12 protein-coding genes and 1 pseudogene are annotated in these 18,495 nt (G+C 36.4%); 11 read left to right on the top strand and 2 right to left on the bottom strand.

Translation table 11 applies throughout. The features are described 5' to 3' along the window. Positions 1-138: 138 nt before the first annotated feature. The 10 genes from AC07XN_RS15980 to AC07XN_RS15935 all read left to right on the top strand — a co-directional run bounded on the left by AC07XN_RS15980 (position 139) and on the right by AC07XN_RS15935 (position 13,224). Positions 139-1,332 carry a glycoside hydrolase family 88 protein gene (locus AC07XN_RS15980; RefSeq protein WP_494743801.1) on the top strand — a complete coding sequence of 398 codons (1,194 nt, stop codon included), beginning with the start codon at positions 139-141 and terminating at the stop codon, positions 1,330-1,332. A gap of 25 nt (positions 1,333-1,357) precedes the next feature. Next, positions 1,358-3,259 (top strand): glycoside hydrolase family 97 protein, encoded by a 1,902-nt coding sequence (locus tag AC07XN_RS15975; RefSeq protein WP_494743800.1) that lies wholly within the window; start codon positions 1,358-1,360, stop codon positions 3,257-3,259. Between the two features lie 163 nt (positions 3,260-3,422). Continuing rightward, the gene (locus tag AC07XN_RS15970; RefSeq protein WP_494743799.1) at positions 3,423-4,283 is read left to right on the top strand and encodes an ROK family protein; all 861 of its coding nucleotides are present in this window, start codon (positions 3,423-3,425) and stop codon (positions 4,281-4,283) included. 9 nt (positions 4,284-4,292) lie between these two features. After that, positions 4,293-5,516 (top strand): L-fucose:H+ symporter permease, encoded by a 1,224-nt coding sequence (gene fucP / locus AC07XN_RS15965; protein WP_494743798.1) that lies wholly within the window; start codon positions 4,293-4,295, stop codon positions 5,514-5,516. A 35-nt stretch (positions 5,517-5,551) separates the two neighbouring features. Then, complete coding sequence (locus AC07XN_RS15960; RefSeq protein ID WP_494743797.1) at positions 5,552-6,679, top strand: serine hydrolase domain-containing protein; 1,128 nt, start codon at positions 5,552-5,554, stop codon at positions 6,677-6,679. Beyond that, positions 6,676-8,304 (top strand): glycoside hydrolase family 43 protein, encoded by a 1,629-nt coding sequence (locus AC07XN_RS15955; RefSeq protein WP_494743796.1) that lies wholly within the window; start codon positions 6,676-6,678, stop codon positions 8,302-8,304. The genes AC07XN_RS15960 and AC07XN_RS15955 overlap by 4 nt, the downstream gene beginning before the upstream one ends. A 33-nt stretch (positions 8,305-8,337) precedes the next feature. Further along, positions 8,338-10,614 carry a heparinase II/III domain-containing protein gene (locus AC07XN_RS15950; RefSeq protein ID WP_494743795.1) on the top strand — a complete coding sequence of 759 codons (2,277 nt, stop codon included), beginning with the start codon at positions 8,338-8,340 and terminating at the stop codon, positions 10,612-10,614. A gap of 10 nt (positions 10,615-10,624) precedes the next feature. Then, positions 10,625-10,972 (top strand): MmcQ/YjbR family DNA-binding protein, encoded by a 348-nt coding sequence (locus tag AC07XN_RS15945; protein WP_309924251.1) that lies wholly within the window; start codon positions 10,625-10,627, stop codon positions 10,970-10,972. A gap of 116 nt (positions 10,973-11,088) precedes the next feature. Next, complete coding sequence (locus tag AC07XN_RS15940) at positions 11,089-11,910, top strand: alpha/beta hydrolase (RefSeq protein ID WP_494743794.1); 822 nt, start codon at positions 11,089-11,091, stop codon at positions 11,908-11,910. A 21-nt stretch (positions 11,911-11,931) separates the two neighbouring features. Next, positions 11,932-13,224: a DUF4861 domain-containing protein gene (locus AC07XN_RS15935; RefSeq protein WP_494743793.1), complete on the top strand. Its 1,293-nt coding sequence runs from the start codon at positions 11,932-11,934 to the stop codon at positions 13,222-13,224. A 118-nt stretch (positions 13,225-13,342) separates the two neighbouring features. Here AC07XN_RS15935 and AC07XN_RS15930 read toward each other — a convergent pair whose 3' ends face one another. Further along, positions 13,343-16,315 (bottom strand): TonB-dependent receptor, encoded by a 2,973-nt coding sequence (locus AC07XN_RS15930; protein WP_309924257.1) that lies wholly within the window; start codon positions 16,313-16,315, stop codon positions 13,343-13,345. A 428-nt stretch (positions 16,316-16,743) separates the two neighbouring features. Between AC07XN_RS15930 and AC07XN_RS15925 the strand changes: the two genes are divergently transcribed. Further along, complete coding sequence (locus AC07XN_RS15925; protein WP_323247176.1) at positions 16,744-17,814, top strand: mannose-1-phosphate guanylyltransferase; 1,071 nt, start codon at positions 16,744-16,746, stop codon at positions 17,812-17,814. Between the two features lie 408 nt (positions 17,815-18,222). Here the strand turns inward: AC07XN_RS15925 and AC07XN_RS15920 are convergent. Beyond that, positions 18,223-18,495: pseudogene (locus tag AC07XN_RS15920) on the bottom strand (histidine kinase); the annotation flags it as partial.

The raw sequence follows: 18,495 nt of genomic DNA, 5'->3' as shown, positions 1-18,495 counted from the left end.
ATCATTTAAGCAAGCCATATTTAGGCATTTCGTTAATATACACTTCTTGTAAAATGAGAAGTAAAATGCTAGTATTCTTATCGAATCTGAAAGAGTCGAATATTGCCTAAATTTTAGTGTACGATTAATTACAAATCAATGAAAAAAACAATCCTAGTTTTATCAATTCTTCTTATCTCGTCGGTTTTGCCTACCAAGGCTCAGTTCAATGTTCAGGAAAACATTGATTATTGTGCTGTACAAGCCAACAAAACGATTAGTACTTTACCACCCGACGGGCAATTGAATATTCCGAGAAGTATCAATAAAGATAGCAAGACGTGGCGATTGGTAGATTATCAGGATTGGTGCAGTGGCTTTTGGTCGGGTTCGCTTTGGTATGTATATGAAGGAACAAAAAATGCGTTTTTTAAAACCCAAGCAAAACGCTTCGACAAACAGTTATTGCCGTTATCAACACAAAAAGTAGCGTATGACCATGATTTAGGGTTCCAGATTTTTTGTAGCTATGGCAATGGTTACAGACTTACTAAAAACCCCTCTTATAAAAAAGTAATACTCAATACTGCCAATGTATTAGCCACTTTATACAACCCCAAAGTAGGAACAATACTTTCGTGGCCCAGAGAAGTACAAAAATTTGGTGCGCATAATACCATCATCGATAATATGATAAACCTAGAGTTACTGTTTTGGGCATCAAAAAATGGGGGCAATAAAAATCTCTATAAAATGGCTGAAACACATGCTTTGACGACGATGAAGAACCATTTCAGAGATGACTATACGTCTTATCACGTAGTTTTGTATGATACGCTCACAGGCAAAAAAATCAAAGGAATTACTCACCAAGGCTATGCCGACCATACGATGTGGGCAAGGGGACAATCGTGGGCAATCTATGGCTTTACAATGTGTTATCGTGAAACGAAGAATCCTAAGTTCTTAGATTTTGCTCAGAAAGTAACAGACGTATATTTGAAAAACTTACCTGACGAAAGTCTAATCCCATTTTGGGATTTCAATGCACCTGATATTCCAAATACTACTCGTGATGCTTCTGCTGCCGCGGTGACAGCTTCGGCCTTGTTTGAGCTTTCTACTTTGGTAAAGGATAAAAAGAAAAGTGCCTTATACTATGCTAAAGCCAAGAAAATGCTTGAAAGTCTTTCAACCACGAACTATCAAAGTGGTAGTGTGAACGATGCCTTTTTGTTACATTCTACAGGAAATGTGCCAATTGGTGGAGAAATAGACGCCTCTATTATTTATGCAGATTATTATTATATCGAAGCCTTGTTGCGATACAAGGAAATGAATCAAAAGAAATAACGATTGATACCCTTTATTAAAATTAATGATGAAAAAGATTTTAGCGATAATTTTTACCTTGGTTTTTACCCATACCTTATTAGCACAAAAAGGTATGATAGATAGTACAAAAACAACCATTACTTCACCCGATAGAAATATCCTTTGCACGGTTTACCAAAAGATTGATGAAAAGGGCAAGAAAGCTATTTTTTATACGGTAAGCTATAAAGGCAAAGCAGTAATATTGGAATCTGAGCTAGACATTCAGTTGGATAATCACCTTTCAGAATTAGCAATGGCGCTGAAAGTAGATAAAACTGAAAAGTGGTGTGAAGACTTACAATTTGTGGGCATTAAAACAAGCCAGAAAGATACTACTTGGAAGCCCCTATACGGTGAACGTTCATTGATTAGAGACCATTATCAAGCAGTAAATCTTGCTTTCAAAAAAGCTAGTAATGCCGACTACACTTTAGAAATCCAAGTACGTGCTTATGATGCGGGTGTAGCTATCCGTTATTATTTCCCAGAGAATCCTAAAGGCTCTTACTACCAAATTACGGCTGAAAATACAGAGTTTGCCATACCCTCGGGAACAACTGCATTTTATACACAATGGGCGCAAGGGAAATATGCTGAATTACCCCTTGAAAATTGGGTGGATGCAGGGGAAAGACCCATGCCTTTGCGGTTGAGTAATGGATTGTGGGCTTGTTTAGCGGAGGCACAAATGGTAGATTATGCCAGAGCTAAATTTATCATCAGTAAAACCAAAAAGAATACGATTCAAACAGCATTATACGGAGGGGTAGATGGTATTACTTATTTCGGTACGCCTTGGAGAGTAATCATGATAGCAGAAAGCGAAGGCAAATTGATTGAAAACAATGATATTATCCTGAATTTGAATACGCCTAATAAAATAGCGAATACGGATTGGATTAAGCCGGGGAAAATCATCAGAGAAATGACGCTCACTACTGAAGGTGCAAAAGCCGCTATTGATTTTGCGGTAAAAAGAAACTTACAATACGTGCTTTTCGACTGGAAATGGTATGGCCCTGCCCTTACTTGGGACACTGATGCTACGCAAGTAAAAGCCAAAATGGATATGGCCGAAATAGTGGCTTATGGCAAAGAACGTGGTGTGGGAATTTGGCTGTATGTAAACCTTCAGTCGTTATATAAACAAGCGGACGAAATTTTCCCGTTATATAAAAAATGGGGAATTAAAGGGGTGAAATTTGGCTTTGTACAAGCTGGTAGCCATCGCTGGACTACTTGGGTAGAGGAGGCCATCAAGAAATGTGCTGACAATCAGTTAATGGTGAATATTCATGACGATTGGCGTCCGACAGGAGAAATGCGTACTTATCCAAACCTAATGACAGCCGAGGGGGTAAGAGGTAACGAAGAAATGCCAGATGCTACACACAACGTAACATTGCCTTTTACAAGATACATTGGTGGGGCAGCAGACTATACGATTTGTTATTTTGATAAACGCATCAAAACTACTCACGCACATCAGTTGGCAATGGCAGCGGTATATTATAGCCCTTTGCAAACCTTGTTTTGGTACGACCAACCTAAGGCTAGTAATGATGAACCAGAATTAGAATTTTGGAATAAAATACCCACTACTTGGGATGAGACAAGGGTAATTCAAGGAGAAATATCAAAGTATATTACCACAGCCAGAAGAAATGGAAAAGACTGGTTCGTGGGTACATTAACAAGTAACGAAGGACGAACGCTAAAAATAAAGTTAGATTTTTTACCTAAAGGCATTAAATATACCGCCAATATTTATGCTGACGACAGTTCCTTGACCAGTGCTACAAAAGTTGGTATCCAACGCATTACAGTAGATAACGCTACAGTATTGGATGCTAAACTTTTACCATCTGGGGGACAAGCTATTTGGCTTACGCCACAAAAATAATCAATACCATTTAATCAACATTTTCATTTATTGTAAATGGCTGATAACTAATAATCACTACTTAAATACATTAATAGCATTATTATAAAACCTTTCTAAAAATACTATTAGGATTTCTAGCTAGCGCAAATCTTAACTGTTTTCATAAGAATTTTTTAAACGTATGTACATCGGAGTTGACATCGGAGGCTCGCACATCACAGCGGCACAAGTAAATATTGAGGATGGGAAAATCATTGCTTCATCTATTGTAAGAAGCAAGCTAAATCCTCATGCTTCGTCAGAAGAAATCTTAACAGCTTGGGCAAATGCTATTGTCCAAACTAGCTATCAAGTAAAAACCTATTACTTAGGTATAGCCATGCCAGGTCCATTTGATTATGAAAATGGAATATGCTTGATGAAGAATGTTAATAAGTACGAAAGCTTATATGGTTTAAACATCAGAAATGAGCTTTCGGAGCGACTATCAATACCTATTGAGAATATTAGTTTTAGAAACGACTCAGAAGCATTTTTGGAAGGTGAAATGCTGTTTGGAGCGGGTCAGCAATATGAGAAAGCTATTGGTATAACGATAGGAACAGGCTTGGGGACATCCATCTATCATGAGGGAGATGCCAAAGACATGGCAATGGGAATAAATCATCAACTACTAGAAGGCGTTGCCGAAGACTATATTTCTACCCGTTGGTTTGTGAAACGCTACTATGAATTGACAGGTAAGACCGTTGATGGTGCCAAGCAATTAGTAGAAAGCTTTGAAAATGATGAAGCCTCGCAAGAAGTATTTACTGAATTTGCCCAAAATGTATGTCTTTTTATCGATGATTTCACTAAAATTTTCAATCCAGAATTAATTATAGTGGGTGGAAATATCGCAGGAGCTTCTCCGTTGTTTTTTCCAGCAGTAGAAAAAATGTTATCAGAGAACACTCATAAAATACAACTTATCAAATCTTCTCTGAACGAACAAGCGGCCTTGATGGGTGCGGTTGGTCTATGGAAAAAACAATTAAAATAAATTTCAATAATGACTCAAAAGATAAAACTAACCGAAAAGCAATACCTAGTTACTTTCATTTTCGTTACCTCACTTTTTATGCTTTGGGGAATAGCCCATTCAATGAGCGATGTATTGAATAAACACTTTCAAAATGTATTGAATGTTTCTAAATCTCAATCAGGACTGATTCAGCTTTCGGTTTTTGGTGCGTATGCTATAATGAGTATCCCTGCAGGAATATTTATGAAAAAGTTTGGCTATAAAAACGGCGTATTGTTTGGTTTGTCGCTTTTTGCGATTGGTACATTTTTGTTTGTTCCTGCCGCTAATGCTACATCGTTTACGATGTTTCGTTTGGCGTTGTTTATCTTAGGATGCGGTATGGCTACGCTCGAAACCGTTGCTCACCCTTTTGTAGCATCATTAGGAAACCAACAAACTAGTGACCAAAGAATTAACTTTTCACAGTCATTCAATGCCGTGGGTACTATCATTGGTCCAGCTATCGGCTCTTACTTTTTATTGAGTGGCAGTGTTGAACATTCTAATGATTTAGGTTCTGTTAAAACACTTTATACAGCTATTGGTTCTGTCATTGCTTGTATCGCTATTGCCTTTGCTTTTGTGAAAGTACCTGCCTTTACGGATGCTCACGAGATTCTTGAAGACGATGTTCAAAATCCTTCATTCAATACGACCGAAAAAACTTTATGGCAAAATCGTCATTTTGTATGGGCAGTAATTGCACAATTTTTCAATGTAGCAGCGCAGGCAGGCACTTGGTCATATTTTATTAACTATGGTCATGAAGTAATGGGTTTTACCGATGCTACTGCTGGTAATTACATGATTATCTTTATGGCAATGATGGCATTAGGGCGTTTTGTAGGTACTTATTTAATGAAATTTATTCAGCCTAATATCCTGTTGTCTTTCTTTGCTTTGGGCAGTATTATTTCTTGCTTGATTGTCGCTCAGGCTTGGGGCTGGACTTCATACATTGCCCTAATGTTTATCAATTTCTTTTTTAGCATCATGTTCCCAACCATTTTTAGTTTAGGACTGAAAAGTTTAGGAAAACATACACAACAAGCCTCTTCATTTATTTCAATGGGTGTTGTAGGCGGTGCTTTCTTTCCCTTGTTAATGGGTTTGGTAGCTAACCAAAATGTGGCACACGCTTACTATTTACCGATAATATGCTATGTTATTATCTTTTTGTTTGCCTTCAAAATGTATAAAGTGAAATAGTGTTTATAGTAGGGATTTCATATTGCTGTAAAAGAATGAAAACGATACAAAATAAGCTTCAGTTTTTATTGATGATATGTTTAATATTTTCAGGAAAGACTGAAGCCTTTTCTCAAGGCTTTGCTTTGCTCGATAATCAAGTACAAACTTGGGTAGATAGCGGATATTGTCATGGGGCGAATTTGATTGTCGGTAATCGTCAAAAAGTACTTCATCAAAAATCATTTGGGAATTATCAACCCGAAACCAGTACTTATATTGCTTCGGCAGGTAAATGGTTGGCTTCTGCTACGATTGCTGTATTGGTGGACGAAGGAAAATTATCTTGGGACGATAAAGTAATAAAATGGCTACCCAAATTTGCTGATGCCAAAGGACAAGCTACACTTCGTCAATTATTTTCACATACTGCTAATTATCCTGATTATCAACCCAGAGGAAACCATAGAGACGATTACCAGACTTTAGAAGAATCTGTCAAGCATATTTTACCCTTGGCGATTGAAAAGCCTATTGACTCTTCTATAAAACGCCAATTTCATTATGGTGGTTTAGGTATGCAAGTGGCAGGCAGAATGGCTGAATTAGCTACAGGGAAAACATGGGAAAGTATATTTCAAGAAAAGATTGCTCGTCCTTTACAAATGTCTCATACACATTTTACTCCTGTAGATTCAGTAGGAGGAGGGCATAGCCCCATGTTGGGTGGAGGAGCGGTTTCAACGGTAAACGACTATGCTCATTTTTTGCAGATGTTTTTAAATAAAGGCGTTTACAAAGGCAAAAGAATTTTGTCCGAAAAAGCAATTACTGAAATGCAAGCTGACCAAATTGCTGATGCTTTTGTGAAAATGCCAGAGTTCCCTCAAAAGGTACGTGCTGCCAAACATAAAAGTATTTATGGATTGGGTTTATGGAGAGAAGAAATTGATAAGAAGGGTAACGCTACCCTAATCAGTAGCCCAAGTTGGGCAGGAGCTTACCCTTGGATTGATTATAAAAATGGCACTTTTGGCTTTCTACTAACACACATCGTAGATAGAAAAATGGGGAAGAATAATTTTAACTCTTTTTATGCAAGTCCAATTTTGGCTTATTTATTAAGAGAAGAGTTTCGCCAACTTCCAAAAAATAACATCAAAGGTAAAATTTCAAAGAAATGACAAAGACAATTATTAAAGCATTCTGCTTGTGGGGAATCATGTTGCTTGCCAACGATGGAATGTCTCAATACAAATCAAAAGTTTGGGTAGCTGACAATGGAGATGGAACCTACACCAATCCAATTATCCATGCTGATTATTCAGACCCCGATGTGGTGAGAGTGGGAGCAGATTATTATTTAGTAGCCTCCTCTTTTGAAAACATCCCTGGACTACCGATTCTACATTCTAAAGATTTAGTGAATTGGAAAATATTGACGAATGCTTTAATCAAACAACCTCCCTTTGACGTTTTTGCCACACCTCAGCATGGTAAAGGTGTTTGGGCACCTGCTATTCGCTATCACAAAGGCGAATTCATGATTTATTATCCAGACCCAGACTTTGGGATTTATGTGATAAAAGCAAAGAATCCAGCAGGCCCTTGGTCAAACCCGATTATGGTTGAAGCAGGCAAAGGATTAATAGACCCTTGTCCGTTTCGGGATGATAATGGTAAAGCCTATTTAGTACATGGTTATGCAGGAAGTAAAGCAGGGATTAAAAGTATTATTGTTCTAAAAACATTAAGCGATGACGGCACAAAAGTATTGGACGACGGCAAACTCGTGTTTGATGGGCATGATTTAGACCCAACCTTAGAAGGCCCTAAGATGTATAAACGCAATGGCTATTACTACATTTTTGCACCAGCAGGAGGTGTGGCTACAGGCTGGCAATTAGCCATGCGTTCAAAAAATATTTATGGACCTTACGAACGTAAAGTAGTACTAGACCAAGGCAAAAGTATTGTAAATGGACCACACCAAGGTGCTTGGATAAATACCCCAGCAGGTGAAGATTGGTTTATTCATTTTCAGGAGAAAACAATATATGGTAGAATTACGCATCTGCAACCGATGAAATGGGTGAGCGATTGGCCAGTAATAGGGATTGATTCAGATGGCGATGGGAAAGGCGAACCCGTTTTAACCCATAAAAAACCTAAAGTAGCAGGAGTATTCCCGATTGAAACCCCACAAGAATCAGATGAATTCAATGATTTAACTATTGGTAAACAATGGCAATGGAATGCGAACTCTAAAGCTACGTGGTCGTTTATGAATCCATCAAAAGGAGTAATGCGACTGTTTTCTGATAAGATTGATGCTGATAAAAACCTTTGGTGGTCACCGAATGTATTGTTACAAAAGTTTCCTGCACCAGTATTTACTGCTACTACAAAATTGGTATTCAAGCCGAACGAGCGTATTGAGAACGAAAAAGTAGGTTTAACCGTAATGGGGTATAGCTATGCCAATATCGCGCTGAAATCAAAAAAAGACGGCGTGTATTTGGTATATACTATAGGGAAAGATGCCGATAATTTAAAACCAGAAAAAGAAAATACGATTACCAAAATAGATGCTTCGCAAGCTATTTATTTAAGACTAAAAGTAGCCGATGGTGGACTTTGCACCTTTAGCTACAGCATCGATGGAACAACGTTTAAGGAAGTAGGAGAAGCCTTTCAAGCTGAAACAGGACGTTGGGTGGGTGCTAAAATGGGACTTTTTATTACTAGAGAAACAACCATTAACGATTCAGGCTATGCCGATTTTGATTGGTTTAGGGTTGAAAAATAAACATTATAACAAATTATTACTAGTATAGAACCAATGAAAGTAAAACAGATACTCTTCCTCGTTACCATTTGTTGTTATGTTTCAATAACGACCTTTGCTCAAAAACATCAGAACCTGTACTTTACCAAAGACAGGGTTGATTTATTGAAGCAAAGGATAGCAATAGAAGAAGAATTCAAGAATAATTGGAATGATGTACTTTCGGAGGCAAATGCACTTTTGACAAAAAAGGAATTCGGTAAAATTGATTACCTATCGTTAGCCTATTTGGTAACAGGCGAAAAAAAGTATGCAGATAAAATAAAAGCCCTTTTGTTGGATTTGTGTACACGTACAACGTGGTCGAATCCAGAAATGCTAAAACGTCAACCTGCTTGGTCTTCAGATTTAAAGACGGCTGAAAACTGTTGGAATGTAGCGATGGGTTTAGAAGGTGTTTATAACGAACTAACGAAGGAAGAACGAAAGACAATCGTTGATGGTGTAATGCGAATGGGGATTCGTCCTGCCGTCAACGAATGGCTTTTACCCGAAAACCGTATCCATAGTTTAAACTCTATGGGACATAACTGGTGGACAGCCTGTGTGTATATGGCAGGTGTAGCTTCGTTGGCTATTAAAGATGATGCCCCAGAAGTAAATGCTTGGATTGAGGAAATGAACCAAGCATCAAAAGAATGGTTTGGTTTTGCAGGAGACCAATTGCAAGCAAAACCCAAAACATGGGATGCTAAAGGAGGAATGTATGAAAGTGTGAACTATGCAGCCTTTGGGGTATCTGAATACCTTTTCTTTCGTTTGGCTCATCAGAATGTACTCCCAAAAGTAAAGCAACCAGAGATTCCGTTATTGAAAAATATTCCTAATTTCTTTATGCACGTTGGTTATCCACGTGATGGAATGTTGTATTCCTTAAACTTTGGGGATAGTCATAAAAACATCGTAGGCGAACGCCCTGTGAAACTACTTTGGGCATTGGGCTATCAAAATCCCAATGCTTTATGGTATTTGAATCAAATCGAAAACTTTCAACATCGCGAGGGCTTGTTCAAAAATGCTCCTTTGGGTATTCTGTATCATCCAGACATGGCAAAAGCACCTAAATTACCAGATTTGCCAACATCTGAAATTTTTGAAGAGATGGACTGGACGACTATGCGGACTTCTTGGGAGAAAAATGCCACCATGCTAGGCATAAAGTCGGGGCATACTTGGAATCATTCACATGCTGATGCTAATTCATTTATACTATTTCATAAAGGCGAAGCTGTGATTAAAGATGCTGGAAATAGCAGTTATGGTACAAAGGAATATCCAGAGTATTTCTTCCAAAGTCCTGCTCATAATGTCCTTACTTTTAATGGAAAATATCAGCCTAAGGAACAACAATACGGCGGCTCGCCATTGCGAGGAGAGATGAGTGAATTACTCGATGCTGGTGATATGAAATATGTAATGGCGAATGGTACAGGGCCAACATCGAGCATTTATGCTAGAAACTTTCGCCATTTTTTATGGATAGATAAAGTAATTTTAGTGATTGATGATGTGAAAGCCTATGAAGCAGGAAAATTTGAATGGCTTTTGCATCCAGAAGGGGAGTCAAGAAAAGAACGTGGAGACATTAGTATTGTGAATAAGAAAGCGTCTGTGTTAGTACGTCCATTGTTCCCAGAAACGTTGGTTGAAACGGGCTTTAACCATGATTTTCCAGAGAAAATGATTCTCTCTGAAATACTTGCTCCGAAAGAAGATAATGTGAAAGAACAAGAAAAATATTATAGTATTGCTTCGCCAGAACCAATGCGACAAACAAAATTTATTACTGCCATTATTTTAAAAGATTCTGTCAATGATAAAAACATTCCAGAGATAGAGCGCTTAAAAGGAGATGAGATGATTGGTGTACGTATCAAACAAAATGGAAAAGTAACGGACGTGTATTTAAACCTACAGGCAGATGGAAGATTGATGCACCTGAATAGTATTAAAACCTTTAATGGTTATACTACAGATGCCTACCTGACAAGTATTTCATATCCAGAAAATAAGCCTAATGAAGTAAGTGATTACTTTATAGGTTATGGAAGCTTTTTGCGTAAAGACAACAAAACATTGTATAGCTCACTCTCTAAATTATTTTTTATAGCCAAAAATCAACATAATACGTTTAATATAAAGGTTAGTGGCCAGCCAATAATTAATGCTACCTTTAGCCTAGAAAAAAAGCCACAAAGCGTTTCTATCAACAATCAAAATAGTGCAGTTGATTATGCCAATGGACAACTAAAAATTAAACTAGGCAACTAAAAATAACCCTATGAACATAGAAAGAATTAGAGAAATCTGTTTGTCTTTTGAAGATACTGCTGAAGGCATAAAATATGGAGACCAACTCTGTTTTATGGTCATGGGAAAGGTTTTTTGTTCATCTAATATCAAGAATCTTGATAAAGCTAATTTCAAAGTAGCTGATGAGCTATTTGAAGAGCTTTGTGATAGAGAAGGTATCGTTCCTGCACCTTATGGAGGAGCTAAATTCAAATGGGTGCAAGTGACTAGTTTTGATATATTGAATGACAAGGAATGGATAAGGTATCTCGGAGAATCTTATGATTTGATAAAAGCTAAATTACCTAAAAAGGCTTTGAAGAAAGATAAAACATGAAATACAGGGGTAGTGTTATCTATCAAAAATTAGCTATTATTTTAAGGGAAATACTGTAAAATCAATATGTTTTTTTCACTTTTGTTAATCAAATATATTTTAAACAATTTAACAAAATGAGATACATACAAAATACATTATTGGCTTTTTTCCTATTTTTTAATCTGGTTTGTCATGCAGCTGTAGTTGACACAGTAGTTACTTACAGTGCAACTATGAAAAAAAACATTAAGGCAGTAGTAATTGTGCCAGACAATTATAAAACTCAAAAAGCATTACCTGTTGTATATCTTTTGCATGGCTACAGCGATAACTATTCAGGCTGGCTTACCAAAGCCAAAGGTTTTGAAAAAGCAGTTGACCAATACAATATGATAATTGTTTGTCCAGACGGTGGTTTTTCAAGTTGGTATTGGGATAGCCCTGTTGACCCAACCTATCAATACGAAACCTATGTATCTACAGAATTGGTAAAATGGGTAGATGATAACTACAAAACAATAAAAGACCGCAAAGCCCGAGGGATAACGGGTTTGAGTATGGGTGGGCATGGTGCATTATACCTCGCTTTAAAACATCAAGACGTTTTTGGTACAGCAGGAAGCATGAGCGGAGGTGTTGATATTCGCCCTTTCCCTAATAATTGGGATATGGCAAAACGCCTTGGAAAATATTCAGAACAACCTGAGCGTTGGGAGAAGAACACTGTCATTAATCTATTGCACTTGCTTACGCCTAATTCACTATCATTAATCATTGACTGTGGCACAGAAGATTTTTTCTATGAAGTAAATCAAAAACTTCATGAGCAATTATTATACAGAAATATTCCACATGATTACCTTACCAGACCAGGCGGTCATAACTGGCCTTATTGGTACAACGCTATTCAGTATCAGTTGCTTTTCATGAATAATTATTTCACGAAGGCAAAATAATTTTAATATAACTATTCAAATATGAAGCAAAGTACATCCATCAAAGTAAAAACAATTATTAATGTCGGCCTATTAAGTTTGTCATCACTCTGTTATGCTCAAAAAAGTAGTGTAGTTACTTTTAAGAATGAACTAGCGACTGAGAAAAAGAATGAATTAATCGTACTGAAAAGGGCTTTCTTAGAGGCAAAACTTGGTAAAGTACCAGTATCAAAATATGTAATTTTTGCTAATGAAAACAAGCAACCTATTTTGGCACAATACGATGACCTAAATGGTGATGGCAAATGGGATGAAATAGCTTTATTACAGTCTTTTGTAGCCAATCAAGTAAAAAGCTTTAAGATTTCAGTCTCAGATAGACCCGCTACGATAAAAGCATTAGTAAGAGCCAATGTACGTCATCGTCGGAAAAACGCTGATGATACCTTTGGAGATATTTTGGATAAAGATGCTGTAAAAGGAACACAACCTGCTACAGATTTTTCAAAACAGCCATTGCCTCCGTTCCTTACAGAAGGGCCTGCATGGGAAAATGATAAGGTCGGCTTTCGGGTTTATTTTGATACCCGCAATGCCAAAGATATTTGGGGTAAAACTACTACCCAAATGGTACTGAACGAAGTAGGACTAGATACAGCCAATAATTACCACAAACAAGCCGATTGGGGAATGGATGTATTAAAAGTTGGGAAATCTTTAGGGGCAGGGTCGTTAGCTTTAACCTTCAAAAATGCTTCAGGAAAAGATACCTTGGTAAGGCTAGGCGATAATAATTTTGAGGAGGTACAATATGTGAAAATTAGTAATGGTCCACTTAGAGCAGTCTTTAAGTTGAAATATAAGAACTGGAAAATTGCAAAGCATTTAGCGCCTGTTCAAGTAGAAGAAGTGATTAGCATTTGGGGAGGACAGTATTTTTATGAAAGCTCAGTATCGTTAAAAAATGCTCCGAAAGGTGCCGTTTTGACAACTGGTATTGTGAATTTGCATAGCAAAAATTCATTTGAAATAGCTTCTAATAAAATTACGGGACTTTATACGTATGACCAGCAAAGTGAGAACCACGATAATTTAGGCATGGCGATTGTGGTTCCTAAAAGCAGTTTGATATCCTTCGGACAAACGCCTAATTCTGGTACAGGCATATTAAATACTTATACTGTCAATTTGAAATTAATCAATGGAAAGACATCATTTAGGTTTTATGCTGGATGGGAAAAAAGCGAAGAATTCTTCAAAAATAAAGAAGGTTTTGAAGAATTCTTAAAGCAAGAAATGAAGTTAATGGAATCACCGTTGAATTTGAAGTAGATTACAAGACTGTAGGACTTGATGACTAGAGGAATAAGAATAAAAAAAATAACCCTGAGAATTGCCAGATTTGGTTTTTCTCAGGGTTATTTTATGATGAATAAATGCTAATACTCGCTTATTTATTCAAAAGTTCGTCAAAAGCAATACCTATATAGAACATTGAGCCAACTGTTGGATTACCCCATGAAGTAACATAAGACTTGCCTAAGATATTAGTACCACCTAGCTTAATGATAGATTTAATACTAGCTACTTTTTTAGAAACCTGAGCATCCAGTGTGCTGAAAGCTGGAATATTTCCTGCCTGTAGCGTGTTTACGGCTGGGCTTACAAAGCTCGACTGCCAGATAAATGATTCTTGGTATCTCCATACAACATTGAACCCAAGACCTGTTTTTGCAATATTACGATTACCTAAAGAGAAGTTATAGCGATACGCTGGAGTATTATATTGTAACTGACCAGAAGTAAGACCACCATCATTGCTTAATACGTTATGAGAAACGTTTCCACCAATATTGAAGCCACCAGGCAGGGCATAATCTAACCCAATAGCCCATCCTTCAGTTTTTACATCATTATCAGCATTAGTTGGTAATGAATAAGGTTGAACTCTTCCAGCAATGGCAGGATCTGGTTTAACTACTACTTGAGATATAGAGAAGTTTGTAAATGTACTAGTATAATAGTATGCATCAACAAATAGTTTTTGTGCAACTAAACCTTTATACCCGATTTCCCATGAAGCAACTCTTTCAGGTTTGTATTCTTTACGATTGTATACTTGCCATTTTGTAGGGTCAGTTGGGTTAGCCAATACAGACTGGTAAATGTAGCTTTTTCCTGATAACTGATAGCGTGTATCAAATAAAGGTAAACCACCAATCAAACGAGCCTGAGGCGTTAATAAATCAATGTATTGGTCTTGTGTTGTTGGTATTCTAAAACCTGTTTGATAAGACAAACGGAAATTATGATTATTAGTAGGAGAGAATACACCTGATACTCTTGGTGTAAATTGTCCTGCAAAATTTTCGTTCTTGTCATAACGTAATGAACCAGAAAGTCTAAACTTTTTGTCAAATAAATCTTTAGCTAATTGAGTATAAGCACCAAATTCGCTGATTGTAAATTCTTTAGCATTAGGATTGCTTGACCCATCAGCATTTGCTTCTTGTGTTGCAAACAAGGTGCCGCCAGAGTTTAATGAATAAGTACGGTAGTTTGCACCAACAATTACATCTACTACATTATTGAATGCTTGTGAAAGATTATACATACCTTCGATAGCATATAAATTTGATTTATCATTGAATTTTGCTCCTCGTGGAATAGGCTGGCTTTTTACATTATCAAGTGTAGTATTCCATGATGGACTGGCTGGAGTTAAACGACCAGCATCTGCCAAAGTACGAGCAGCAGTATGATAAGCACCAAATTGACTTTGTGTACTCGCAGCAGCAGCTGTCATAGCGGCAGCAGGAGCAAGTCCTTGACCTAATGCACCAGCAAAAATAGTCGCATAGTTTGTTAGAGCTGTCTGAGCAAATGTACCAAAATATTGTGGATACCATGTAGTACTTGGCTTCCAAGCTTCATTTACCAACGAGCCTAATGTTCCAGTTGCATATGCATCTCCCGAACGCTCTTGCGTAGTGTATGCTCTCACAAAGAAGTTAGAACCTTTGATTTCGAGTTTATACTGGCCTAAGCTGAAATTCTTGATTGAATAACGGTCTGCACCTGTATAAAGCGTTGTTCCATTCCCCCAACTTGCCTGAGCTATCGCTTCTACGTTATCGTTAATTCGATAATGCAAAGCACCGTTAAGTTTTAAACTAGTAGTTCCATAAGAAGCTAAATCGTTTTCATTATAGCCTATACGAGAAATATTAGAAGTAGTTTGACCTGGAATAATGGCATCAAAAATTTGTTTTGGACTTTGTCCAGTTAATTGAAGCAATGATTTTCCTCCGATACCAGGAATGTTAGCTGGATAAACAAAAGTAGCAATAGCTCCTAAAATAGCTGAAGTGCCGTTTGCACCATTACCAGGCGTACCATTACCTAATAAACCACTATACATATTTACGTTAGTTTCATCACCATAAGTGTTTACACCATTATAAGCTAAATTGTTATCACGCGTACCATTGAAATTACTACCGTTCAAAAAGCTTTGATCACGAAAGTCGTTTGCTTGCCAGTCGTCTGCTTTCAAATATGAAAAGTTAGCTTTAAAGGCAAATTTATTATTAAATGCCTTAGCATAACGGATAGAAGCATCATAATATCCTGTTGTTGCTACAGAACGACTTGACTCATTCATTACGCCTGTTTTAACAGAGGCACTCAACCCTTGATATAAAAAAGGACTTTTAGAATTCATTAACAAAATACCATTCAAAGCATTAGGACCATATAGGGCAGAAGCAGCACCCGGTAATAATTCTGCTGACTCAAGGTCTAGTTCAGAAATACCGACAATGTTTCCTACTGAAAAATTTAAGCCAGGAGCTTGATTGTCCATTCCATCAATTAACTGAACCATTCTGACATTACCATTGGCATTGAATCCGCGTGTATTTACCGAACTAAAGGTTAATGATTGTGTACTTACTTCAACACCTTTCAAGTTTTTTAAGGCATCATAAAAACTTACTGATGGCGTATTTTGTATGGCTCTGATGTCCATTTTCTCAATAGAAACAGGCGACTTCATGATGCTTTGTTCAACCCTTGAAGCAGAAATAACCACCTCTTGCCCCATGATAACTTGTTCTGATAATGTTATATCATAATTACTTTTACTACCATCCACAATAAATTCCTGCGTATTATATCCAACGCTTGATACAATTACAGTAAAAGGAGTGGGCGTGCTTGTCGTAAGTGAAAATGAACCCTTAGTATCTGATATTGTTCCTATCACTCTTCCTTTTACTGAAATACTTACACCAATCAACGGTTCTTTTGTAGAACCATCGCTTATTTTACCCGAGATTTTTGTTTGGGCAAATAGCATTGAGGTCAAAAACAATAGTGAGGTGACTAACCCAAGCCTGATTGTCGTAAAATAATTTTTCATACGTTTCTTTGTTAGTGAATAAAAATTGAAATAGTATCTTCTCCGTGATGTTTTGAATTATTATACAAATAGAAAGAAAATTTTGGATTTTATTATGCAAGCAGAGTAAATTTTTTACATTTTTTCTTAAAATTGTCTAATATGCTTAAATATAAGCACAAAATATTAGCCATAATCCATTCTTCAATCAAGATAATAGTTTAATTTTAGTAAATCACACATTCACGAGCTATTATCAAAGCAAGGAATTTACCGAACAACATAGGTTGTGTATTAGGTAGTTAAATTAGATTTTTTGGTATTTAAAATAGTTTTTGTTGTTAAATTATGAAGCTTTTCTTGATAATTTCTTTTTTTTCAAAACTATACATACCTTTAAATTCCAGAATCATAGCACACAACTAAAAAATAAAAATTAATACTAAATCATGAATAAAAATAACTATGTAGTAATCATGGCAGGAGGGGTAGGTACTCGTTTTTGGCCATTTAGTAGAACAAACAATCCAAAACAATTTCATGATGTTTTAGGTACGGGTAGAACGCTTTTACAGCAAACAGCTGACCGTTTTGAAAATATTTGTCCAAATGAAAATATTTATATTGTAACAAGTGCCGATTACATTGATTTAATAAAAACACAATTGCCTTTTTTGTCGGATAGCCAAATATTAGCAGAGCCTATCCGCAGAAATACAGCACCTTGTGTGGCGTATGCTTGTTATAAAATTGGCAAGCAAAACCCAGATGCAAATATTGTAGTTGCTCCGGCCGACCATATTATATTGAAAGAAAACGAGTTTGAAAAAAGAATAAATATTGCGCTTGAAACTGCTGCTAGCGGAGATGTATTAGTAACGCTTGGAATTACACCAACCAGACCCGATACTGGTTATGGTTATATTCAGTATGATCAATCTGAAACAGAAGTTAAAAGAGTAAAGACATTCAGAGAGAAGCCAAATTTAGAATTAGCAAAAGCTTTTATTGAAAGTGGCGACTATGTTTGGAATGCTGGAATTTTTATCTGGACTGCCAAGGCAATCAAAAAGGCATTTGCAGATAATAGTCCTGCTGTACATAGTGTTTTTGAAGCAGGTAATGATATTTATTACACTGAACAAGAAACAGATTTCATTAATGAGATATATCAAAACTGTGAGAGTATCTCAATTGACTATGCCATTATGGAAAAAGCTGAGAACGTATTTACAGTGTTAGGAAATATTGGCTGGTCTGATTTAGGTACTTGGAAATCATTGTATGAAGTATCAGATAAGGACGAAGATGCTAATGTGATTGATGGTGCAACAATGCTTTATGACGTTAAAAACAGTATCATTAAAACGCCTAAAGATAGATTAGTAGTCATTCAAGGACTAGACGGTTATATCGTAGCCGAGTATGACAATGTATTGATGATTTGTGAAAAAGAGCAGGAACAATTTGTTAAAAGCTTTGTAGCAGATGCTACAAAGAAAGGAAAAGAATTTGTGTAGGCTTACCTTTAAATAAAATATATGTTTTGAATGAATCCACTCTGTTTTTGAGTGGATTTTTCATTTTGTAGGAGTTTCCTAATTTTGAAGAGAAGTATTCTAAAAAAAAGATTTGTGATTTTATGACTAATAATGCCACAAAATCACAAATCTAATAATAGGTGTATAGGCCAATGATTAATTGAAAAACTAAATTGACCCCTAAGTTTTGAGACATAACTTTATCTTTAGTAAGCTTCGTTATGTAAATGATTTAAGGTGTTAGTAGGTATCTTGAAGATTGGTGTATTGTCTGTTAGTAATAAAAGGGTGTAAATAATTTCTTGTACAAATTTGCCATAAAAGAAATCATGGAAATTTTGTAATCGACAAATCATATTAACTTTTCGACAAAATATGCGTGGTATTCTACATTAATCCTAATTGTAAATCTACGGTATATACGTTCTCTTCATTTTTTATTTGAAGAGAATGAGTGTTTGGAAAAAGAGTTGACAACCGTTTTTTTACATTGGTTAGACCTATACCTCCAAAAGTCTTTCTATTGTTATTGGCAATGAGATTTGACTTGCTATTTTGTACCTCAAAGTATAGCTTACCATTATCAACCTTAAGTAATATGTTGATAAAACAGTTTGAAAATAAGTCTCCAATACTATGCTTGAAGGCATTTTCGACAAA

It is taken from the genome of Arcicella sp. GW458-12-2-14-TSB2 (assembly GCF_059423785.1).
Note: the sequence above shows the minus strand (reverse complement) of the source record. Positions and strands in the feature narration are given on the sequence as shown.